This is a genomic window from Psychrobacter sp. CLB018 (assembly GCF_041222815.1).
In the GTDB taxonomy this organism is placed as follows: domain Bacteria; phylum Pseudomonadota; class Gammaproteobacteria; order Pseudomonadales; family Moraxellaceae; genus Psychrobacter; species Psychrobacter faecalis.
Window position 1 is genome coordinate 310,869 of record NZ_CP166085.1, and the last position, 23,762, is coordinate 334,630.

The window sequence follows — 23,762 nt, forward strand, 5'->3', positions numbered from 1 at the left end:
CTAGGTCGTCTTTATGCTGCAGCTGCCGTACAGTTTTGCAAAACGCCATCAAATTTTGGCCATTCTTGCTATTGATCCTGAGTTGCCGCCGACCTTGGTGTTGACCAAAACTACGCCATTGTCCGCCATTAATGAGGCGGTGCGCTTTTTACAGCAGCAAGGCGTACGCGGTGTGCCAAATTATGAAAGTATCAGCATTGAAGATTTCGAAAAACGCATGAATGCTGCTTATGCGGGTAATACGGGTGAGTCGCAGCATATTGCCGCTGGGCTTGAAGACCATCCTGACCTCGATAGCTTGGCCGATAGCGTTCCTGAAACGGAAGATTTGATGGATCAACAAGACGATGCGCCGATTATTCGTCTGATTAATGCGTTGTTGTCTGAAGCGATTCGTCTAAATGCCTCAGATATCCATATTGAAACTTTTGAAAAACGCTTAGTGGTACGCTTTCGTGTCGATGGTGAGCTCAAAGAAATTATTACCCCCAAGCGTCAATTGGCGCCGTTACTGGTCTCGCGTATCAAGGTCATGGCTAAGCTAGATATCGCCGAAAAGCGTGTGCCGCAAGATGGTCGCATCAGTTTAAGGCTGGCAGGGCGCGAGGTCGATGTACGGGTATCGACCTTGCCATCGAGCTTTGGTGAGCGCGTGGTCATGCGTTTATTAGACAAGCAAGCGGGTCGTCTCAATATGACGTATCTCGGTCTATCTGATAATGACTATAGCGAGCTTAAGCGCTTAATCCATCGTCCACATGGCATTATTTTGGTGACTGGACCGACGGGTTCGGGGAAAACCACCACGTTATATTCGGCACTAACGGATTTGAATGATCAAACCCGTAATATTTTGACCGCTGAAGATCCGATTGAATTTCAGCTCGATGGTATTGGGCAAACGCAGGTTAATAATAAAGTCGATATGACCTTTGCTAAGAGCCTGCGTGCCATGTTGCGACAAGATCCAGATGTGGTGATGGTAGGTGAGATTCGTGATTTAGAAACCGCTGAAATTGCCGTGCAAGCATCGTTGACAGGGCATTTGGTATTATCAACGCTACATACCAATACCGCCATCGGTGCGGTCACGCGTTTGCAGGATATGGGCGTAGAGCCATTTTTATTATCGTCCTCACTGATTGGTGTCGTCGCTCAGCGCTTGGTACGGACGTTATGCACACATTGTCATAGCTGGCAAGCTGCCGATAATGAACAAGCCAAATTATTTACTGAAATTGGTATTGCGGCAAATGCTAAAAATACGGCTACTGAAAAATTAAAAGAGAATATTATTAATTTGCCGAAACCAGTGGGCTGTGATAAATGTAATAATTCAGGCTTCAGAGGGCGGACGGCAATTTATGAAGTGATACCGATTGACGATACCTTGCGCCGGATGATTCATAGTAATACTGCCGAGTACGAGCTAGAAGAATACGCCCGTCAGCAAACGCCATCGATACGTGCTGATGGACTACGCAAAGTCATAGAGGGTCGGACGACGTTAGAAGAAGTGCTGCGGGTAACCAAAGAAAGCGCCCTAACTGATGACGCTATGATTGTATAAAAAAACGATAGTATAAAGAAAAACGATTGTATAAAGCAAAACGGTTATTGAGTCAAAAGTCGGTGCAATTGGCTCAATAACCGCTAATCAAAAAGTCAGTTTGGTTTATTTGTAATAGCGCTGCTATTTTGCGGCGATACATTCAATTTCAACACTTGCGCCCGCTGCCAGCTCTGCGACACCAAAAGCTGAGCGTACCGGATAAGGCTTAGCCAATTCTGCTTTATAGATTTTATTAAAGTCATCAAAGTCATCCATATCAGTCAGCATCGCCATACATTTGACGATGTCTGATTTTTGGTAGCCGTACTTTAACAAGGTTTCATGGATATTATCGAGCGCTTGTTTGGCTTCCGCTTTGACGCCGCCTTTGACCAATTTGCCGTCTTTAAAACCAATCTGTCCTGACATATAGAGCGTATCGCCGACCCGTACCGCTTCCGAAAACGGATAGTTACCGCCGTCGCCGAGAAATACTGGGCTAGATTTGGTAATGGTTGCGTTATTGGTCGCTGGCGCGGCATTAGCACTAACGGCGAAACCTAAGCCTAACGAACAGGCGCTAATCAGCACTACTTTAGATAATTGAGTCGTCAGTTTATCGATATATCTAGACATACTTGTCTCCTTATTATTGTGGTATTTCTTAAATCCATTTTTTGGTAGTTACTTACTTTTTTAACAAAGTGAAATTAATTGCTTTCTAGTTCTTGCGTTGAGTGCTTGTTGCTTGCTTCACTTTCGTTTAGCTCGGCTTTAGGCTGCTCACTTTCAGTTTTTTCATTGTCATTTTGCTTATTTTCTAGCGTTTTAGCAGCTTTACCTTGACGACGCGCTTCTAGCTCAGATTTGGGTATCCAAGCCCATGTCATCTCAACGACGATAGGATCACGGTCGTTATCGGACTCACGGTCATGAATCACGCACGGTATGACCATCTCACCTTTTGGCGTATTTAAAATATCTAAGCGCTGCTCGTCAGATAATGATGCCACCGCGGCGATTTGACCTTTTTTAATCGGGCGATAAAAATTCACCGAGTAAGACTTAATCAATAATACGCGATCAGAGGGTAGGTTTAAACCCAAAATAAACCCTGTTGCGGTTTCCGCAAGTAAGGTGATAGCAACCGCATGAACCGAGCCAATATGATTTTGCACCGCTTTGGTGTTATTTAAGCTGACCACCACTTGATTGGGATCGACGTGCTCATAATAAATACCTGTTGTGCCCACGTACGGCACCACTTTACCAAAGGCTTTCGATAAAATGCTGGCGCGCGCGGCCGCAGGCAGAAACTTGGTGACAGATAGCAGTTTGGTAAATTGGTTGCTGATGGGTTTTAATGGGCTATTTGGTTTTTCGTCTAGCATTTTGGTGTTGTCAGAGACTTTGGTTGGCAGTTTATTGCTCAATTTGCTAGGGAGTTTTTTTAATAATCCTGACATACAACATTCCTCAAGTTAAAGTGGGATTTACAGTGTTTTACTAGTGCGATAAAAAATATTGAGATGATTGATAAGTTAGCGAATTCTTTTATCTTAGCAACGATGTTAGTTATGGTACATTAAGTGCCGTATCGCTACCATTATTAACATGAACTGCCGCGCGTATAAAATATGACTAACGTAACGGTATCTTAGGTATGAGAAATAATGCCATTTTTGTTAGCTCGTTTAATTTTAGCGAGCCACGTTATGATCGTCAGGTTTTAGCACATTTCAACTATTTTGCCGTTTTTTTCTCATGTTCGACAATGCCATGCTAGATAAGGTCATGCCAAATATGTCTCCTTCCAAACCAACCAATATCATCTATACAGGCGTTGCTGGTACAGGTAAAACCTATCGCTTGCTCCAAATCGCACAGCAATATACTGACTACTTACCAAAGATAAATGACAAAGAATTATTGAGACAACTTTTGCAGCCGTTAAGCTGGCGTGACGTGGTTTGCTTAATATTTTTGGATTTTAAGTCGAAAAAACAGGACTTGGTCAAGGTACCAGAAATTGTCAATCATGAGTTTTTTGTCAATAAAGCGGCGCAAAATGCGCGCGAGAAAAACTTAAGCAATACCGCTTGGTCTGTGCTGCAAATGCACACGTCTATGAGCTCACAAACGGTGAGTTATAAAAACCGCGCCAGCCAAGCCTATTTTGATAAAGATAATAGCGGCGCATGGTATTTACTGCCAGAAAGTATAGATTTGTTAAGTGATTTAGCGCAGCAATTAGCTGAGTTTCAACAGGCGCAGCGCGAGAATAATAGCCAAAATAAAGAGTTCCGTCAGCAGCGCTTTAGTATGGTCAGCTTTCATCAAGCCTATGGTTATGAGGAATTTGTTGAAGGTATCCGTCCGGTGATGGCGTCATCCGATCATACAGAAAATAGCTCATCTCAAATGAGTTATGACGTGCAAGATGGTGCGTTTTTGAAATTGTGCCAACGCGCTGCCAATAATCCTGAGCAGCGTTATGCGATGCTGATTGATGAGGTCAATCGTGCTAACGTGTCACGGGTCTTTGGCGAGCTATTAAGTTTGATTGAACCCGATAAACGCGCTAGCATGGCAAATGCGATGACGGTTAATTTGGCGTATTCAGGGCGAACCTTTAGCGTCCCTGCCAACGTTGATATTTATGCCACCATGAACACCCAAGACCATTCATTAACGCCGCTTGATATGGCATTACGGCGGCGTTTTCGCTTTATTGATTGTCCGCCGCAGTCGGAATTATTACCTGTTATTTATCTCAATCAAGACTTAAAAGCTGATAATACAGAAGCGTTTAAGTCAGAAGAAACAATAGATTTGGCGAAACTCTTAACCGGTTTAAATCACCGTATTACGCAAACCCTTGGTGCAGAGGCACAATTAGGTCATGCGTTTTTATGGTCAGTAGACAGTCTTGAGCACTTGCAAACGGCACTGATTGAACAAATCATTCCGCAATTGGCACAAGCAGCGGGCGGGCAAGTCACTGTTTTGCAATATATCTTTCAAGATGAGCAGCAGCCCCTAAGCGCGAAGTTTATACAAGATAGCCAAGCGCTGTTTGATAATGCCAATAACTTAGTCAGTCCTAATAATTCAAATCCAATGTTTGCCGACCAGCATTCATTGCTCGGCCAGTCTATGAGTAGTGGCAGTTATAAAATTAATGCCGATTTAATCAATAATACTGCTGAGTTTGCCAAGCCGTTTGTCTATCAGCGTTTATATTAACAAGGTGGCTAGCTTGTGATGAGTAGAGTATTACAGTCTGAGAGCAAAGCGATAGGCAGCGACATTAATCATAACGTTAATAGTGGCAATAATAATAGTGCCAATAGTAATAGTGCGAGTATTGCTAATAACGTCAATGCGGCTGCACTTAATGCTAATATTATTACGGTGTTTGAGCATCAACGTTTAACAGCCCATGATTTTGCGCACGTAGCGGACTTTCATTGGCTAATGGTGCAAGAGTTTGCCGTTTTTAGCATTAAACGTCAGCAAGGACAATGGCAACTAAAAGTCGGCCATTATATTGGTATTATTTTATTGCCAAGTGGGATGTCACTTGAGATGTTGCCCAAGTTAATAGCAAAAACGTCTAGCAAACATAATTCGTCACAGCCATACGGTTTAGCTAAAACCAATGACATCAATCAAACGCGGCAATGGGTGCAGAATATGCTGGCAGATTTAACCAGCAGTCATGATAAAAATAAGCTTCCTAATACAAAAAACTTTGGCCAATTTAGCAATCAGTTAGCAGCGCTACCGACTAAAGCAATGCCATTATCTGACTGGCTGATTGCGCAGTTTTTACAGCGTTTGGCGCATTATCAGCCGACGAAGCACTATCAGGCGAAAATCCATAACCAAGCAGCGTTACAAGGTCGTTTGCTGATTAAAGAGCAATTACGCCATAACAGCATGCAGCCGCATAAGTTTGTCTGTGAAAGCAGTGTACTGAGCCAAGAGATGCTGTGTAATCGCTTGATTAAAAGCGCGCTGAATTTACTTACTCCGTTATCTCCGCCATCAATGTCACTGCCCGCATTACAGCAGTGGCGACAAGTAGCAGTGTTAAGTCGTTATGAGTTGCAGCGGCTTGAGTCTTTTTATCAGCAAGCAAAGCGGCAATTGGCACTGCAGCCTTTATCTCGGCAGCAATTACAAGCGGCGCAGCAGTTATTGGACTTAGCTTATTGGCTCTTGCAGCAATCTGACGCTCATACTGGCAATGGCATTAAGCCGCAAACATTAGCCAAGCAAAACGCCGCACAACCGCGCCTATGTTTATTGATTGATATGAATCAAGCGTTCGAGCAATGGACAAGCCTGCGCATAGCGGCCCAGTTTCAGCAAATTGATTTGGCTTATAAGCCTTTGTTTCAAGCACAGCGAGTGTGGCTACATGATGTAAAAGGGCAGGCGTGTTTGTCCATTCGTCCTGATTTATTGATTTATAAAAGTGCTCATTTGCAGACTGGACCTAACATTAAAGCGCTGGGTGAGGATGACGTAAAATCAGAAACGCATACCTCTGCTCACTCACCCCAATCAGGCAATTATAGCCATGTGATTGATATTAAATGGAAGCATTTACCGCATGCAGGGGCGATAAGTGCGGGCGACGCCTATCAGTTGAGCAGTTACGCGCAGGCTTATCACGCCGAGCAGGGCTGGCTGGTTTATCCGGTACAGGACGATAGCAGACAACCAATCCTGCTCCAGCAACAAGCTTATAATGACGCAGACAATGATAAAAGCTACAAAAAGCCGTCCAATCATGCCAAATTATGGCTGATACCCTTTAATGTGCTGACCGGAAAAGTAAACGGTGACTTGCTTCCAGATTTGAATGTAGTATAATAAGCGCTGTTGGCAATGTAGTATTAAGGTCAGTAAAAAACCAACGTTGCGACGCCGCCATTGTTATAAAAATGGCGCATTTTTGAAAGAATTTAACGATTCTTTAAAATAATCAAAAATAGGTGTTGACACAATCGGCTTTACCCCTTAATATGTGCACCTCGATAGCGAGGAACATTAACAAGTTAGCGGTATTACCAACAACAAGTTAAGTAACAAATTATCGAGATAATAGAGAATTTCGGAGTGTGGCGCAGTTTGGTAGCGCATCTGGTTTGGGACCAGAGGGTCGTAGGTTCGAATCCTATCACTCCGACCATCTATTTAAAGAGCCTTACAGGCTTTTTTTTATGTATGATGATATTGTTTTTATGTTAGATATTTCTGATATGATAAACCAATCAAAATATATAAAAGTCCTCTAAGAGCGCCTGTAGCTCAGCTGGATAGAGCATCTCCCTTCTAAGGAGGTGGCCGCAGGTTCGAATCCTGCCAGGCGCACCATTTAGCCTGTCAATCTTGCCTTATCAGGCAATAGTTATGGCGGTTGTAGCTCAGTTGGTAGAGCCCCGGGTTGTGATCTCGGTTGTCGTGGGTTCGAGTCCCATCAGTCGCCCCATATTTTATTCTGCATCTCCTTCCTTATTAAATTCAAAAATATCAAAATAACACTGCTTGCCTTTACTGGCATTTTTTTGTGCCTGTTTGTTTTATATCAATGCATACTTTTTAAGTTATGATGATATGCGAACTAGCCTGCTGTTTTAATTCTAATAAGTTATAAACTTCCTAGGCATTTAATGTTTAAACATCTGCTAGCCTTTTTTCGCTATTTTTCTTATGATAGATAGGCTCGCGATTGTTCTATCATTTGTTAAGCCTTGTTCAATTAAGCTATCACATTAAATTATTTACTCGATATTCTTATTCAAATTTTTGCTTTGATTTTATCCAAAATAAAATGCCTATCAAATAAAAATAAAATTTTTTGCCCCATTATTTTAAAAGATTTTGCAGTCATCAGTGCTTTGTTTCTATTTTTAAATTTTTCTATATTAATTACCCATGATTGAGGAAGTGATGGATGGACGCACTAAGCGTGTTGCTACAAAATGTACATTTATTCGAAACGAAGTATTATCGATTAAATGTGACGGGCAATTGGTCTTATTCACTCACTAGGCAAGATACGATTTTATTTTATTTGGTGATGTCGGGTGGTTTTTGTATCGACGTCGGCAATGGCCCACGAGAAACGCGCGCCGGTGACATGATTATGATTCCAAGCGCGCATCAGCACGTGAGTTATGCGCTAAATTATTATAGTGATGAGGCGCAGCCGTTAGATGAGTTATTGACGAGCTGTAAAGATCATACGCTGGATTTAAAGGGTGACGGTGATTTTGAAGCGTCATTGATATTAATCGAGTGTAAGTATGATAAGGCGATGATTCGGCCTTTATTGTCCGTACTGCCATCGATTCTGCCGGAAGTCAATGATGAAGAAGATGGCCGGTTTGAGGTGATTGATGTTGAGATTAGGCTACTGACGCTAGAGGCTGAGCACGAGCGCATGGGTAAAACCGCGGTGATCAATCATTGGGCAAGTATTATGATGATTGAATGTTTGCGGGTATATATTGAAAGTCTGCCTGAAGCCACTGAGAATTGGCTAAAAGCGATGAAGGATCCGTTTTTGACCAAAGCGCTGGTTGCGATGCATGAGATGCCAAGCGAAAATTGGACCATTAATAAGCTTGCTGAGGTAGCAGGCATGTCACGCTCAAGCTTTGCTCAGCGCTTTAAAGAGGTCGTTGGTATACCGCCGTTGACCTATTTGATGGATTATCGCTTGCGCTTGGCCGCGCGTTATTTGCGTTTGCAGCAAAACAGTATCAGCCGTATTAGCGGTTTGGTCGGTTATGCCTCGGATTCAACCTTTAGCCAAGCGTTTAAGCGTGTTTACGGCATCTCACCTAAAGCTTATCGGCAGCAGTATCAACAACAAACGCTCTCTTAATTAGCTGTTAACTGCTATACCTTTTTAAAAAGCGCTCAGGCTATTTATCGGCCTTAGCGCTTTTTTGCTCGATGCTCATTATTAATTAAAACTCCCGCCTTTTACCATAACTATTACTTACCATCACCTTTATCACTGATTTCGATACTGAGTATTTCGGCGATGGCTAGCTGACAATGCACTTAGGTTAAGGTACTATAGAGTCATGTTTTGCCCAAGCGTAGTAGTGAGATTTTAGCGCATTTTATGGCACTGTCTGCTGGCCGCTATCGATAAGTAGTTGGTTTTAAACGCTGATAGACTATTCATTTAGGATAACTTGGGCAAAGTTTATTTTTGCAGCTAATGGTATTTTATGACTGAACCAACCGCTAAGCCAACCGTGACTTCAAATAGCCAGCGTACTACTGCGTCCGCTACGCCGACGGGCAACGCTGATAAAAAAGACGTAAAAAGTAAGGCGAAAAATAAACCGCGTACGGCAAAAAACAAGCAAAAAACCAATATTACGCCTGCGCTTGATAAAGCGGCGCTGCTCGCGTTATTTACGTTATCAAATACTGAGTCAAATGTTGAATTAGGCGTTGAGCAAGCAAGTCTAAATACTCTTAGCAGCAGTGAGTCGAACAGCAGCGAAACCAATGTCGCCACGCAGCGGTTAGCGCTTTATCGTCGTCAGCATGAGCGCACACGCCAGCTATATATGGCCTCCGCCGCTACTCGTCCTACGTATCTGGTGCAAACGCTAAAAACGCAGTTTGCAGAATATCAGCAATATTTACTGGCGCAGCAGCTTGATAAACGTGGTCTGATGGATACCGATGGGCTAGAGCGTTTATGGCAACAGTTGCACGTGGTCGATGATATTATCGAAGATATCGTGCGTCATATGCCCGCACAGCAGCCCGCCGGTTGGCAGCTGACGACACAAGATGGTCATAATCCACTGCGTTTCCCTACCGTTGGTAAGCTCAAACATGACAAGCCTATTGTAGATCAAGGCAGCTTAAACAGTTATGTGCTTGGTCATTTTGGCGTCAGTAGTTTTACCTATGACCGCGCTTATTATATTGGTCATGTAGTTGGTTACTTATTTAGCTGCTATTTTTGTGCTCATCTGTCTATCAGCTATGGGGTTACCGCACTTGGTCCGCAGGTCGTGAGCGACTATGAATACGCTAGTTTAGAGACGCCACATATGGTAAGACTGCTACAAGGCTTGGATGGTTATTGCAAAAAACGTATTTATCAATTGGCCGTTATTTGCGCGCGCCTTAGCGTCTTCGCCAGTGACAAGCGTATCGAGCGCATGCTGATTGCTGAAGTCAATGATTTTGATAAAAAATTGCAACAACAGCATCTAGATGTTTTACTGTTACAAGGTTTAATGCCAGATAGCAGTGATTCTACGCCGCTTTTTTAAGACTTTTACTCTTTAAAATCTATTGTAAAACTTCTGTTTATCAGCATGTTAAATTGCTCACCTTAGGATATTTGCTGCTATGCCCGCTTATCATTATAAAGCGTTAGATGACCATGGCAGTGTCCAAAAAGGCTTACTTGAAGGCGATTCTGCGCGGCAAGTGCGCCAGCAGCTGCGTGATAAACAGTGGACGCCCGTCGAAGTCACCGCCGTCAATGACCGACAAAGCCAAAGTAAAAACCGCTATAAAAAACCATCGGCTTATGAATTAGCACTGCTGACTCGTCAATTATCGGTATTACTTGCCGCCGGTATTCCTTTAGAGGAAACGCTGGCTGCCGTCGCCAAACAATCACCAAAAACCCATATTAAATCATTAATGCTTGCCGTGCGCTCGCATGTGCTAGAAGGTTTAAGCCTCGCACGCGCCCTGCAACAAGCCGCTAGTTTTCCGCCGCTTTATATCGCCACCATTGCGGCAGGGGAAAAGTCCGGTCATTTAGATTTAATCCTTAATCAGTTGGCAGATTACACCGAAAACCGTTTTGCCCTACAAAAGAAAATCCAAGGGGCGATGGTCTATCCAATTGTATTAATGGTAATGGCAGTCGGGGTCATTATGGGGCTAATGAGCTTTGTGGTTCCCAAGATTGTCAAAGTTTTTGAGCAATCTGAGCAAGCGCTGCCGCTGATTACCCAAATCGTCCTGAACTTATCAAATATCATTACCCAGTGGTGGTGGTTGATGCTTCTGGTATTGGCAGGGGCGGCGTTTTTGTTTTATCGCTTTGCGCAAACCCAAGCAGGCAAATTAGCCATAGACAGTATGGTACTGAGACTACCGATATTGGCGCGCTTATCAAAAGGGCTTAATGCGGCCCGTTTTGCCAGTACGCTTGCGATATTGGTGCGCTCAGGGGTACCGTTGATTGAAGCGCTGCATATAGGGGCGGCGGTGACGACCAATTTACACATTCAAAAAACCATTATCACCGCAGCCGATAGAGTCACCGAAGGCTCAAGCTTATCGAGTCAGTTAGGAAAATCTACCTACTTTCCGCCAATGATGGTGCAAATGATTAAAAGTGGGGAAAACTCAGGCGAGCTTGAAAATATGCTCAGCCGCGCCGCCAATATGCAAGAAGCCGAAGCGACCAACTTTATCAGCACCTTGCTGTCGTTACTTGAGCCGCTCATGTTGGTATTGATGGGCGTGGTGGTCATGATTATTGTCATGGCAGTGATGCTACCGATAGTGAATATGAATGATTTGGCAGGTTAGTAAACGCTTAAGCTTTGTTAATTTCTCTGTAGCTGGCTCAAAATCCATTACCTTTATCTTGCTAAAGCTTCCGCTAAATTTCTTAAGCCTTGCTTAGTGTTGTAGATTGTTGACAACGGTATGTTTTTACTAGAGCGCAGCCAGTCATCAGGCTATAGTAAGCGCCAGTCAAAAGCTTTGCTTATAAACTGCTTAGTATAAAGGATAGCGGTTATCCAACATTTCACGGCATGTATCCATAAAAGTAGATATTCATAACAATCCATTGCAGCGCTGGATAAAAATAAAAGCATGGTTTATAGTGATAAACGGTTGAGGGTTCATTAATCTAAAGCCAACCCACTAAAACGCTCTGAACAGTACATTCATTATTTATATCACCTGATACCAAAAGCGATGACCAAAGCGATGACTATAATTGACACGATGCAAGTAGATACCATGCCAAAAAACGCTAGGAATGACGATAAGTTGCAGGCAGAAAACATGAATGAAAATATGCCCGCTGCTCTGAAAGGTCGTCCGTCAATGTCTCATAGCCAGTCTGGATTTACCCTTATTGAGATTATGGTAGTGATTGTGATTTTGGCCATTCTCGCAGGTCTAGTCGTACCAAAAGTGGTCGGACAAAGTGATAAAGCGCGCGTCAAAACCACAGAAACGGCGCTGGCAACGGTATCCAATGCGCTTGATATGTACAAAGTTGATAATTCACGTTATCCGACGACGGCGCAAGGTTTAGAAGCCCTAACCACACCGCCTGCTGACGCCAAAAACTATCCCGATGGCGGTTATATCAAAGGTGGCTATCCGACCGATGGTTGGGAAAACGAGTTGCAATATGTTGCGCCAGGTAGCGAAGGTCGTCCTTATGATTTATTTTCATTAGGCGCTGATGGGCAGCAAGGCGGCGAAGGGCAAGATGCTGATATTTATGCTCAGTTGTAAGCTGCGATTTAAAGTGATTAGATTAAAGTGATTAGCGCTGAGCAACATAGCATTTTCTAACACTTTACTGATTAAAGCGGCGTTAAAATTTCTATATATCAACCAATAAGGCTTTATTGGTTGATATTTTTTATGAAAGCATAAAATAAGTACTATGTTAGTAAGTACCATGCTAAACAGACGGCCACCATATACGTTTAGCCTTTTTAATTAAAAGTCATTACAAACAGTTGTTAAAAGTAACCTTTAAAACCCGCTATCAAAGGTAGTTATTTATGTTTATCAAAACAGCCACCCCAGTTATCAATAAACGCCTTGCTAAAAAACCTCATCTATTGGCAATGGCGCTTATAAGCACTTCGTTGATGACAGGTTTATCAACAATTTCAATGAGCGCGCAGGCAGCAGGGCTTGGTGAATTGTTTGGCAATAATAATGCAGCACAATCGAAGTTTTTGCCAGTCGATAAAGCTTTTAAAGTAGATAGTATTACCAAGGCGACGTCTAAAGGCACGCAGTTATCGATTACCTTTGATATCACGCCCGGCCATTACGTTTATAAAGACAAGCTGATGCTAAGCTTTCCAAAGGGCATCAGTGCGACGCCATTTCGCTTTAGCCAGTCGCCAATTTCTATTAATGATCCTACCTTTGGGAAAGTGCCTGTTTTTACGCAAAAAAATATCATCGCTACCACCACCCTGAGTACCAATAATGGTAAAGGCGCCAAAAATGTACCCGTTGTCATCGGCTGGCAGGGCTGTGCTAAAGCGGGTTTATGCTATCCGCCCGAGAAAATTAAAACCACGGTCAATATTGGCACAGCTCGTAAATAAATAATGATGTAAATAGAAAAGTCCATACAGACAGTGAATTGGTCAATTCGAATTTTGGTAATAATAGGTAGCCCTTCATGTCCCTTAAGAGCGCAGAAAAGTCTCTGTCATTAACGCAAAATAAACCGTCAAAAAAATCTTATCTGTTGGCGTTCGCTTTAAGCGCTGGTTCATTATTGGCAGGGCTAGCAGCGACTGGGCTGATGGCCGTGCCAGTGGCATCGCAAGCGGCAGGGTTGGGCGATTTATTTAGCAGTGATAAAAGCGCGACCCAACCGAAATTTTTACCCGTTAACGAAGCGTTTCAAGTTAGCAGTAGCAGCAAACCGACCAATAATGGCACGCGCTTAGCGATTAACTTTGACATTACGCCTGAGCACTATGTTTATAAAGACCAAATTAAGCTAACGCTGCCTGCTGGCGTGACCGCCGCGCCTTTTACCTTTAGCCAAAAGCCTGTCTCCATTGATGATCCGACCTTTGGAAAAGTACTGGTATTTGACCAAGCCAATATGGTTGCTAGCACTATATTGAGTAGTAATGGCAAGGCGATAAATAATGCCGCCGTGACGATAGGTTGGCAAGGCTGTGCCAAAGCAGGACTTTGTTATCCACCGGAGAAAATAAAAACCACGGTCAAAATTGCTGCTGCGTCACAATCGGCAGCCAATAGTTCAAGTAGCACTGCTACAGTTTCTGCGAGCAATAACAGCAATGCAGAAACTGCGCAAGCATCTACAGAGGCGACTGATACTGATCGTCTTGCTACAGAGCAAACTACGCCAGATGACGAGGTGATTGATTACGCTTTGTTAGATGATGAAGCATTAGATGCAGAGCTTGGTACTAGCAATACCATCTCTGGTGCCGATGAAGAAGTTGTAGGCGACAATGTCACAAGTAATATGCCAGCAAACGATAGCGCTACAACTGCAACAAACAATACCGTTGTCGTTGATAACGCCATTAATAGTGACCCTTTTGGCTTAGCTTCGCATCCGTGGTTGGCATTGGTGTTATTGTTCTTGGCAGGGTTGGGCTTGGCATTGACGCCATGCGTGTTACCGATGCTACCGATTGTTGCCAATATCGTCGCGCGTGAAGACAATCCAACGGTAAAACGCGGTGTTATTTTAACGACCAGCTACGCTATTGGTGTTGCCATCGCTTATGGTATTTTAGGCGCGGTCATTGCGGTATTTGGCGAATCGTTAGGCATTATCGGTTGGCTACAAAATCCGATTATTTTAATTGGGTTTGCCATCGTTTTTGTCTTATTAGCCCTTTATATGTTGGGCGTATTTAGCATTCGTCTGCCAAGATTCATCAGTAGTAAAATGCAGGGTCTAAGCCAAGCGGGGGATAGCAAACTTGGTAGTACGGGTGGCAGTTTAATTGCGGGATTCTTATCGGCGCTCGTGGTATCGCCATGCGTTTCGGCACCCTTATTTGGGGCGCTGCTTGCCGTATCGACGATTGGCAGTCCGCTCCTTGGCTTTGCCGCTTTATTTATGCTCGGTTTTGGTTTATCAGCGCCGCTTATCTTAATCGGCGCGACCCAAGGTAAAATCATGCCTAAAGCTGGCGAGTGGATGAACTGGGTCAAGCAAGGCTTTGCTTTGCTGCTGTTTGCCGTGGCGTTGTTATTAATTGAGCGCGTCTTTATCTCGCCTGTAATGCTGATAGTGTGGGCCCTGTGGTTTATGGTCGTGGCGATGTGGGCATGGAGCTGGCTAGGCAAAGGTCGAATGTTGACCCAAGCATTAAGCTTAATCGCTGGTATTTGGGCGACGTGTTTAATCGTCGGCGCCGCATTGGGTAATGACGACAGCTTACATCCGCTCGCGTCATTAAGCGCCGCGCCAGTGATGCAGACGACTGCTGGTCAACCAGCCAGCAGTAATGCAACCGATAAGACGGTCACGACGCTCGCTGAATTAGATGCTATTGTCGCCGCCAACCCTAAAGTGCTGGTCGATGTCACCGCCGAATGGTGTATTGAGTGCCGGATTATGGATAAAAACTTATTTCATAATCGCCCTGCGCAAATGCAAGATTGGCAATTGGTCAGACTTGATATCACGGAGACTACGGCTGATTCAAAAGCAATCTTAGCGCGTTATAAACTATTTGGTCCGCCAGCATTGCTGTATTATCAAGACGGGCAATTGGTCAATCAGCAAGTGGGTGAAATCGGGCACGCAGCGTTTGAGCAAACCTTAACCGCGCTAAATTAATCGTTTAAATGTAGATAAATTCCACATCATTTCTACCCATTAAAAAGCCAACGTCCTTTGATAATAGGACGTTGGCTTTTTCAATCTTACTAAATAGCTTTTTTAATATAGACGCTAAATCCTTGGTTTAACGTTATTTATTACTATTCATTTAACTACTTACCTTATTATTTACATCAGAATTTGCTCGCAATAACGCTAGTATAGTGCCCTTATTTTCATTACAATAAAGCAACATTGCGAAAGGCGCATTACCACGAGTAATGGCTACCTGACACGTCCATATTTATTGGTTTTCTTTGGTTTTTACTCTATTTTAGCAATCATGCTAATGGTTATATCAATTATCTCATAGACTCTGCTGGCGCTCATGCCAGTTAGATAAAGGACACTTATGTTTTCTCCTATTACGCCGCAGCGTCCCTCTTTAGCGCTTAACAAAGCAGGCAAAAATAATAACAGTCAGCGGTCCAAATGCTATTTAACCATGGCGGTTGGGACAGCGCTTGCTTGTTTTACCTTACAAGCCAACGCCGCTAATGGCACTCCAAGCTATGAAGAGCTACCGGTAGAGAGTATCGCATTTGAGTATGATACTGATGAGGCGGCAAAAGTTGTCAATAAGCGCGTGGTCAATCCAAATGCGGCGGCTCAAAGCGACAAGGTGATTAGTAAGGAGTTTGTCGCCGAACAAGCAAGACTGTTTTATGAATGTACACAAGTACAAACCAGTGGTGCGCGTTTGGCTTGTTTTGATAAAGTTGCCGAGCAAGGCAAAACGCCGAGTTACACCACGACTAAACAACCAGTTGATTTGGCAAAAACCCTACAAAGTACCCTTGCTGGTAATCCGCAAGTTGTCCTAGTAGAAGAAAATACCACCATTTCTGCAAACAGTAATAATACAGCAAATAACGAAGCTGGTAATGGCGAGAGTTTGGATACGGTTGGATTGACGCAAAGGGAGGCGGAAGTATTAGAAAACGTCGGCGTCACCCAAGCTGATATCGAGAAATACACGCCGTTAAGTTTGGCTTATGATTTGGATAAAAACAGCGAGCGAGGTACCTGGACAGTCAGACCACACCGACCAACTTATTTGCTACCGCTATTTTATACTTTTGATCCCAATTTAGGACCAAGCACGCCGTCGCAAGATAAAGAAGAATTTACCTCTAACGACACCCGTAATACAGAGCTAAAGTTCCAGCTGTCACTAAAGACCAAAGTGATGGAGGATTTGTTTGATACCAGTGCCGATTTATGGTTTGGTTATACCCAAGAGTCGCACTGGCAGGTTTATAACGAAGACAACTCACGACCATTTCGCGCCACTGATTATCAGCCAGAGATATTTTTGACCCAGCCTGTCACAGCTGATCTGCCTTTTGGTGGCCGTCTGCGCATGTTAGGAGCGGGTGCGATTCACCACTCTAATGGGCAAGATGATCCCTTATCGCGCTCGTGGAACCGTGCTTATCTGATGGCAGGGGCAGAGTGGGGCAAATTGTCGGTCATACCGCGTCTATGGGCGCGCGTCAATAACGAGAGCTCTAGCAGTGAGGACAATCCAGATATCGAAGATTACATGGGCTATGGCGATATCAAATTTTTATATGATTTGCCTGATCAGCAAAGCCTAAGCGGTACTTTGCGTTATAATCCGAGTACCAACAAGGGTGCTGCCCAAATCGACTATGTCTATCCATTATCCAAAAACGTCAACGGCTATATTCAATTATTCCAAGGTTATGGCGAATCTATTATTGATTATAACCATGAAAATACTTCGATTGGTTTTGGTATCGTGCTAAATGACTGGAAAGGTTTTTAGAATAAACGCAGCGATGGGCATCGAGTGATGCGACACTTAGCGCCTTATCAAACTGGATTATGGCTGGCAGAGTATGGGGACATACGCTGTCAGTTGTGCCGTCTTTATCGCAGTGCGTCGCAATCACAACACCTACCAACTCATTCCTCACCAAGTCCGCCAAATAAGCATTCATTTTTTGCCAAACTGCGCCAGCAAGTTAATAACCGTTTTAACAGCGGCTTGCTTTGCTCCGATTGTCATAACAGTATCGCATGGCGACCCAAACCCTTTGAGGTTGATATCGCTTCGGGTACTGTTCTCTCTATTCAAGCAGCGACCTATTACGATTATCCGATACGTCAAGCTATTCGTGCTTTTAAGCATCATGAAGATATGACCAAGTTGCCGTTATTGCTACATGTATTACGTCAATTGCCTAGGCCGCACGGCTGTCATCAGGATAATAGTGTCATTGTTGCGATGCCGACGACGGAGCAACGCCTTATTAAACGAGGTTTTGACCCGGTCAGTATTTTAGTCGCGCAATTGTCTAAGCATTGGCACATTCCACTTTGGCAAGGCGTAGAACGTATCGATGATGCTATCAGTCAACAAGGGCTGACACGTGCCGAACGCTTAACCAACTTAGAAAACGCCTTTGCTTTAAGCGAAAACCCTCCGGTTAAACGCTTATTATTATTTGACGATGTCGCGACTACAGGTGCTAGCCTACAAGCATTAGGTCATGCTTTAAGCAGTCAATCTACAGGCTTGTCAGTCATTAATTCTAAGAACTCTCATCAATATCATCTATCAGCCTATGCGTTAGCACACGGCAGTCAATTGTAAAATCTGTTCCTATCAAAAAATTGCTTCTATTCATTTAAAATAACTATTATGTTGCTAATATGTTGCCTTAACGTTATATTATTGACACATTTTACCTACATATTTCGATTTTTATCGTTTAAATAAAATCCCATAACTCCGATTCGTGTTCTAAACGCTTAAATCAAAAAATACATTGGACAAAAGTATCGTTACTGTATGACGATTGTTTCTATTGGAACAAAAATTGCATGTATCTTAATGGATATAGTTAAAAAATAATAAGCTGAGAATAGATTTTAGAAGGGCTAGGTACGGTAATTATTACTATGACAGACCTAGCATTTATCAAAGACAATGACAGCTATAGATAGGGATTTGATGTGAACGCATCTACGAATAAGGTAGCACAAAAGTTACAAATGACCAGCTCAGGATTTACCCTGATTGAGCTGATGGTAACGATTGCCGTGCTTGCTATTATTGTCAGTATTGCTGCACCTAGTATCAGTACTCAGCTTGCCAATCAGCGCGTAAAGTCGACGACGGCTACACTGGCTAATGCGTTAAAAGAAGCGAAAGCTGAAAGCATTATTCGTCGGCAGAACCTTACTTTGAGCTATAACAATACTAGCACACCTAAAGTGATTACGATTACTGCCCCTGATTCAAACACTATCGCAAATTATAGTTATAACGTTAAAAGTACTATCAAGCCAGACACACCCGTAACTATTGTCTTTGAGCCAAGTAAACGGGTTAACACGGCACGTACTTACACAATCTGTGATAGCAGTAATAATGCGACGCCGCGCCAGATTGAGGTTAATAAAATCGCTAATATCACTACTAAATTGGGAGGAACATGTTAATGAAGAATTCAAACTCTCAAAGTGGTGTAGGATTAATAGAGGTTATGGTAGCTCTATTATTATTAGCGGTTGCGGTTTTAGGATTCAGCGCATTAAATATGGTTTCAGTGAAAGCCACAGATGATAGTGTATTAATTGCCAATGCCAATACAGTAATGCGTGGTTTATCTGAAGACTTACGATTGAATCCTGACAATATATTAATTTATCAACAGGATATTCAAAGTGTTTTAGGCAGTGTATCTGATACAAAAGATTATTGTACTGCTGTTGCAGCATATAAAGCTGCGAGTGTCACAAAAAATTGTGATAATGATTTATGCACTGCAGAGGAACTAGGAAAATATAATAGCTCGAATGCCATGCAAAAAGCCTGTGATAATGGTGTTTTATTAAATATGGTTACTTGTCCTGGTACAGCAAACAAACAATTACGCCACTGTATTATTACTTCCTGGAGTGGTACTAAACCAGTCTTTGGTGCTAATACAGACAGTAATAAAGCTTGTGCTGATACATCTGGCGTCTATTATGCAGGTTCTGACTGTTTGATTATGGAGTCATACTAATGCAAGCTAAACATACTCAAGATGGCTTTTCATTAATCGAACTCATGATTTCCCTCACACTAGGGCTTCTCATATCAGCAGCAGTTATGCAGGTTTATCTCACAAGTATAAAAACCAGTAGCGTGCAGTCCGGTGGTACAGATATATTAGAAGCGAGTATTTTTGGTATTCAAAATATTGAGAAAAGTATCAGGCTTAGTAATTTAGGTATGGCGGACTCCAATAACCCTTTCACTCCTTTAGCTGGTGTGATTATGACCAGTGATACTAGTCTAGTTAGTGCCTCGCAAACAGATAAATCTAAAAACAATATGAATGGCATTAAAATGGGTGGAACATAGAGTTGATGATAGTGATTGCTATCATTGGCATATTAGCAGCCATTGCTACACCTGCGTATCAGGTTTACTCAAATAAAGCAAAAGTTAATGCTTGTCTATCAGAAGTAAAAAGCTATGGTAACGAAGTTTTCATTGTATTAAACGATGAAGACTCTGCTTCAACTCCAAGATCACTAATCTTGAATTCCTGTCAATCTATTACGGATGCTACAGGTTGGACATTAAACACTTGGCAAAAGATTGAAGCAATTACAAAAGCGCCTTCTAACGCGCGTATCGAATGTAATATTCCTAAAGGTACGCCATGTGTGGTATTACCTTAAAGTCCTTATAAAGATTCGTTTGCCATAAAAAACCACCTATCTAAATAATAGATAGGTGGTTTTTTATTGTCTCAACGTTGTTCGGCTTTAAAACACTAGCTACTTCTCTAAATACTGAATCTTACCTTCGACGCCGTCCCACTTCGCCGCTTCTGGCAGCTGACCTTTCATCTCAGTGATGTTTGGCCATTTTTGCGCCAGCTCCTCGTTCAATTGAATAAACACTTCTTGGCCTTTTGGTACTTCATCTTCTGAGAATATCGCATTGGCAGGGCATTCAGGCTCGCATAGCGCGCAGTCGATGCACTCATCAGGGTCGATAGCAAGGAAGTTCGGGCCTTCATAAAAGCAGTCCACAGGGCAGACTTCCACACAGTCGGTGTATTTGCAAAGAATGCAGTTATCTGTAACGACAAAGGTCATAGTGGTCTACCTGTTATTGGTTTGGCAAAGTACAATTGTAAGTACTATAGCTGAAAATAAGACATATTTTAGCGCTTTTGCCACTATTTGACAAATCCCTTTAATGACTAATGATTTCCTTTAAATGATACAGTAAATCGTGCGCCTGCTTTGGCGTCAGGTTATCAGGATTAATTGCTGTCAGTTCATCTTGCAAGCTAAACAATTGATTTTGTTGTGGAATATTACTTATCGATTGAGGTTGAACATTGTCGCGTAAGCTTGGTTTTTCTACTTCATTGTAATGATTTTGCTGCTGTTTATCGTTTAACGACTTAGCTAATTCATTTTTATCATCAATGGTCTTGGTACTCTCAGTTTCTAAGTTATCTACTAAATAGCGCTTGGCATCATTTAATACCTGCGTAGGAATCCCTGCCATTTTTGCCACATGTAAACCAAAGCTAGAGCTTGCTGCGCCCTCGCGGATTTGATGGAGTAGTAGTAGTTGACCATCGATTTCACTGGCGGCGACATGCACATTACGAATGCTGGCGTGTTGGCTCTCAGCAGGGTTGACCAATTGCGTCAATTCAAAATAATGGGTGGCAAATAATGTCAGGCAACCAATCTCGACCAATCGATTGACACAAGCATGAGCGATTGCTAGACCGTCCGTAGTTGCGGTGCCGCGTCCGACTTCATCCATTAGTACCAGCGATTTATTGGTCGCCTGATTAAGGATATTCGCGGTTTCAATCATCTCAACCATAAAGGTCGATTTGCCACCTGCTAAGTCATCCGCTGAGCCAATACGAGTAAAGATACGGTCGATATCACCAATATGAGCGCTTGATGCTGGGACAAAACTACCGCAATGCGCAAGTAGAACAATGAGTGCAGTTTGGCGCATATAGGTGGATTTACCACCCATATTAGGGCCAGTAATCATCAGAAGTCTTTCAGGGTCTGCATCGCTGCCGAGCGCACAGTCATTGGCGACAAAATGGCTGCTAGGTTTCGTACTGCTCTGTTGAGTAGTATTGTTAATGTTGGCGGGGTTGAGCGCCGCTTCGACAACGACATGACGACCTTGTTTAATATCAATACTGGTTTGGCTACCATTTTTCGAATAATTGCCATCTTGTGAATCATTACTCATGACTGGACGTTGCCAATTATAAAGGGTCGCAAGCTGTGCCCAATTGCTAAGCACATCTATCTGCGCGATAGCCGCGCTCAGCTGTTGTAGTTCCGCTAAATGACCGCCTAATATGGTCAATAGTTCATTATACAGCTGTTTTTCACGAGTCAATGCTAATGTTTGTGCGCTTAGATATTCGGTTTCGACTGCTTTTAACTCATCGGTAATAAAGCGCTCGCTGCTTTTGAGCGTTTGCCGACGGATAAAATGCGCAGGGGCATTTTTTGCCTGCATTTTGGGCAGTTCAAAATAAAAACCGCTGACTTTATTAAAGCCTACTTTTAAGCTAGGTAATTGGTAGTCTTGACGCGCGCGTTCAAGCATCTCATCTAACGTTACTTGGATATTGTCATGTAAGTGGGTGAGGCGGTCAAACTCAGCATCAAAACCAACTGCTAGCATACCACCATCACGGATATGCGCCGGCGGTTCTGCGATAATGGCACGCTCAATCAGCTCGGCGACAGATTGCACCGCCGGTAGCTGGTCTGGCAATTGCTGCATCAGCATGGGCAATAATCCTGCTCGCTTATGACTGATACCTGCATTGCTCAGTAGGGTATTAAGCAGCTTGCTACTAGCAATACCATCAGCCAATTTACGCAAGTCACGCGGTTTGGCGCTCATTAGACCGATACGGCTACTGATACGTTCGATATCACCGATAGCATTTAAGGTTTCACGTAAACTGCTGACCAATGAATGTTTTTCTAAATTTTCATTAACCTGCTTATTTTCGCCAAAATTATTGTCTGACTGCAAAAGGCTAGTGATTGCATCTAAGCGCAGATTAATACGTGAATGCTGACGCAGTGGGCGCTTCATTTGCTGCATGAGTAAACGACGTCCCATCGGCGTTTGACAATGATTGAGCACTGATATTAATGATGTACCATTGCTACTAACGGGGGTAAACAGCTCAAGATTTTGCTGGCTATTGGCATCAATGATTAAATAATCATCATTATATTCAACGATAAGCTGATTCACTTGTGGCACGTGGCGTTGCTGGGTTTGCCGTGCATAATGAATAAGGGCGGCGCAGCTAGATTGGGCAAGTGGCGAGTCATTAATACCAAGTCCATCGAGGCGTTGGACGTCAAACTGCTGGCAAAGCGTCTCGCTGGCATGCTCACGATGAAAGTCATTAGCCGCAACTTCGATAATAGGACAGTCGAGATTTTGCCGTAGCCACAGCAGCCAATCTTCGCCATTACTACCACTACTGTCAAAACTGTTTCCATGCACCTCGCTAATAATACATTCACTCGGCGCAAAACGTGCCAGCACCGTCAGTATTTGAGTTTGCAAACCTTCAATATCACCATGAGGCGCGCTGAGTGTTTGTGTGGTTAGGGTTCCAGCGGCTAAATCCATTTGACTAATAGCAGCTTGCATAGGTTGTTTGCTGTTCGATTTAGGAGTTTCGATATCAATGGCAACGACAGTCGGGGTGTGGTTGGGTGCAATTAAGGCGTCATCAGTAATCGTACCGGCAGTCAGGGTTTTAACTACTTCACGGCGCATGATAGTGCCGGTTGCAGATTTACTTTTATCTTTCTTTTGCTTATCGCCCATTGTCGGTGTATTGGACGGGCTGCTAGTAACTGACTCGTCAATTTGCTCACAAACGACCACTGTCTGCCCAGCTGCAATGAGCCGCGCCATATAGCTATCAGCCGCATGAAACGGTACACCTGCCATCGCAATGGTATTGCCGGCTTTATCCGTACCACGGCGAGTGAGCGTGATATCGAGTATCTGCGCCGCGCGCTTAGCATCATCAAAAAATAACTCATAAAAATCACCCATCCGGTACAGCAGTAGCGCTTGTGGATAGTTGGCTTTCATGGTTAGATATTGCACCATCATCGGCGTATGGTCGGCTAAATGATAAATAGCATCGCCGATTAGCAACTGATCGTTATTTAAATGCTCAGTTTTTACGTGCTTAGCTTTTAAGGTTTTAGATGTATCAAATATTAAAGCGTTAGGGTTTTTCGCGGATGGTTTTACGGTCATGCAGAATCTCTTATGTTGCTTAATTGGGTTTGCTTAGAAACAATGGCTGTTTTTTAGAATAAATCAGGGATGCAGGTTGGCAGTTATTTGCGTTTATTGATATCGCGAAACAGCTGCTAAATGAAGGATATAGGCACTATTTTAACACGTTCAGCGACCTTTTTACGTCGGCAAATATCTACTCGCTGCCCTTGTATCCATCG

19 protein-coding genes and 3 tRNA genes are annotated in these 23,762 nt (G+C 43.2%); 18 read left to right on the forward strand and 4 right to left on the reverse strand.

The window, feature by feature from the left end; genetic code table 11:
• The first annotated feature begins 13 nt into the window (after positions 1-13).
• Positions 14-1,570 carry a type II secretion system ATPase GspE gene (gspE, locus tag AB8P72_RS01395; RefSeq protein WP_193030072.1) on the forward strand — a complete coding sequence of 519 codons (1,557 nt, stop codon included), beginning with the start codon at positions 14-16 and terminating at the stop codon, positions 1,568-1,570.
• 123 nt (positions 1,571-1,693) lie between these two features.
• Here gspE and AB8P72_RS01400 read toward each other — a convergent pair whose 3' ends face one another.
• Together AB8P72_RS01400 and AB8P72_RS01405 are read right to left on the reverse strand one after the other, a co-directional pair.
• A complete protein-coding gene (locus tag AB8P72_RS01400) occupies positions 1,694-2,188 on the reverse strand; it encodes a RidA family protein (RefSeq protein ID WP_102077047.1) in 495 nt (164 codons plus the stop codon).
• Positions 2,189-2,262: 74 nt separating this feature from the next.
• On the reverse strand, positions 2,263-3,018 hold the full coding sequence (locus tag AB8P72_RS01405) for a DUF4442 domain-containing protein (protein WP_102077048.1): 756 nt from the start codon (positions 3,016-3,018) through the stop codon (positions 2,263-2,265).
• Positions 3,019-3,355: 337 nt separating this feature from the next.
• Between AB8P72_RS01405 and AB8P72_RS01410 the strand changes: the two genes are divergently transcribed.
• From AB8P72_RS01410 to AB8P72_RS01490, 17 genes are all read left to right on the forward strand, one after another.
• Positions 3,356-4,798, forward strand: coding sequence for an McrB family protein (locus AB8P72_RS01410; RefSeq protein ID WP_226928765.1), 1,443 nt, complete (start codon positions 3,356-3,358; stop codon positions 4,796-4,798).
• A gap of 18 nt (positions 4,799-4,816) precedes the next feature.
• Complete coding sequence (locus AB8P72_RS01415; protein ID WP_082894337.1) at positions 4,817-6,436, forward strand: McrC family protein; 1,620 nt, start codon at positions 4,817-4,819, stop codon at positions 6,434-6,436.
• Between the two features lie 242 nt (positions 6,437-6,678).
• Positions 6,679-6,755 (forward strand) — tRNA-Pro (locus AB8P72_RS01420).
• Between the two features lie 108 nt (positions 6,756-6,863).
• A tRNA-Arg gene (locus tag AB8P72_RS01425) sits at positions 6,864-6,940 on the forward strand.
• 39 nt (positions 6,941-6,979) lie between these two features.
• Positions 6,980-7,055 (forward strand) — tRNA-His (locus AB8P72_RS01430).
• Positions 7,056-7,520: 465 nt separating this feature from the next.
• Positions 7,521-8,456 carry an AraC family transcriptional regulator gene (locus tag AB8P72_RS01435; protein ID WP_369957929.1) on the forward strand — a complete coding sequence of 312 codons (936 nt, stop codon included), beginning with the start codon at positions 7,521-7,523 and terminating at the stop codon, positions 8,454-8,456.
• A 355-nt stretch (positions 8,457-8,811) separates the two neighbouring features.
• Positions 8,812-9,879: a hypothetical protein gene (locus AB8P72_RS01440; RefSeq protein WP_068406345.1), complete on the forward strand. Its 1,068-nt coding sequence runs from the start codon at positions 8,812-8,814 to the stop codon at positions 9,877-9,879.
• A 79-nt stretch (positions 9,880-9,958) separates the two neighbouring features.
• Complete coding sequence (gene gspF, locus AB8P72_RS01445; protein ID WP_068406348.1) at positions 9,959-11,161, forward strand: type II secretion system inner membrane protein GspF; 1,203 nt, start codon at positions 9,959-9,961, stop codon at positions 11,159-11,161.
• 486 nt (positions 11,162-11,647) lie between these two features.
• Positions 11,648-12,109 carry a type II secretion system major pseudopilin GspG gene (gene gspG, locus AB8P72_RS01450; protein WP_286796058.1) on the forward strand — a complete coding sequence of 154 codons (462 nt, stop codon included), beginning with the start codon at positions 11,648-11,650 and terminating at the stop codon, positions 12,107-12,109.
• Positions 12,110-12,384: 275 nt separating this feature from the next.
• Positions 12,385-12,945: a protein-disulfide reductase DsbD domain-containing protein gene (locus AB8P72_RS01455; RefSeq protein WP_068406351.1), complete on the forward strand. Its 561-nt coding sequence runs from the start codon at positions 12,385-12,387 to the stop codon at positions 12,943-12,945.
• Between the two features lie 77 nt (positions 12,946-13,022).
• Positions 13,023-15,182, forward strand: coding sequence for a protein-disulfide reductase DsbD domain-containing protein (locus AB8P72_RS01460; RefSeq protein ID WP_068406354.1), 2,160 nt, complete (start codon positions 13,023-13,025; stop codon positions 15,180-15,182).
• Positions 15,183-15,576: 394 nt separating this feature from the next.
• The gene (locus tag AB8P72_RS01465; protein ID WP_193030074.1) at positions 15,577-17,016 is read left to right on the forward strand and encodes a phospholipase A; all 1,440 of its coding nucleotides are present in this window, start codon (positions 15,577-15,579) and stop codon (positions 17,014-17,016) included.
• A 27-nt stretch (positions 17,017-17,043) separates the two neighbouring features.
• Positions 17,044-17,847: a ComF family protein gene (locus AB8P72_RS01470; RefSeq protein WP_180952580.1), complete on the forward strand. Its 804-nt coding sequence runs from the start codon at positions 17,044-17,046 to the stop codon at positions 17,845-17,847.
• A gap of 401 nt (positions 17,848-18,248) precedes the next feature.
• A complete protein-coding gene (locus AB8P72_RS01475; protein WP_068406364.1) occupies positions 18,249-18,698 on the forward strand; it encodes a Tfp pilus assembly protein FimT/FimU in 450 nt (149 codons plus the stop codon).
• On the forward strand, positions 18,698-19,267 hold the full coding sequence (locus tag AB8P72_RS01480) for a prepilin-type N-terminal cleavage/methylation domain-containing protein (protein WP_102077577.1): 570 nt from the start codon (positions 18,698-18,700) through the stop codon (positions 19,265-19,267). The genes AB8P72_RS01475 and AB8P72_RS01480 overlap by 1 nt, the downstream gene beginning before the upstream one ends.
• A complete protein-coding gene (locus tag AB8P72_RS01485; protein WP_068406366.1) occupies positions 19,267-19,608 on the forward strand; it encodes a PilW family protein in 342 nt (113 codons plus the stop codon). The genes AB8P72_RS01480 and AB8P72_RS01485 overlap by 1 nt, the downstream gene beginning before the upstream one ends.
• Before the next feature lie 2 nt (positions 19,609-19,610).
• A complete protein-coding gene (locus AB8P72_RS01490; protein WP_289049634.1) occupies positions 19,611-19,931 on the forward strand; it encodes a prepilin-type cleavage/methylation domain-containing protein in 321 nt (106 codons plus the stop codon).
• Positions 19,932-20,030: 99 nt separating this feature from the next.
• Here the strand turns inward: AB8P72_RS01490 and fdxA are convergent, their stop codons facing one another.
• Together fdxA and mutS are read right to left on the reverse strand one after the other, a co-directional pair.
• Positions 20,031-20,354 (reverse strand): ferredoxin FdxA, encoded by a 324-nt coding sequence (gene fdxA, locus AB8P72_RS01495; protein WP_068406370.1) that lies wholly within the window; start codon positions 20,352-20,354, stop codon positions 20,031-20,033.
• A 100-nt stretch (positions 20,355-20,454) separates the two neighbouring features.
• Positions 20,455-23,559, reverse strand: a complete 3,105-nt coding sequence (gene mutS / locus AB8P72_RS01500; protein WP_082894338.1) for a DNA mismatch repair protein MutS — start codon at positions 23,557-23,559, stop codon at positions 20,455-20,457.
• Positions 23,560-23,762: the final 203 nt, after the last annotated feature.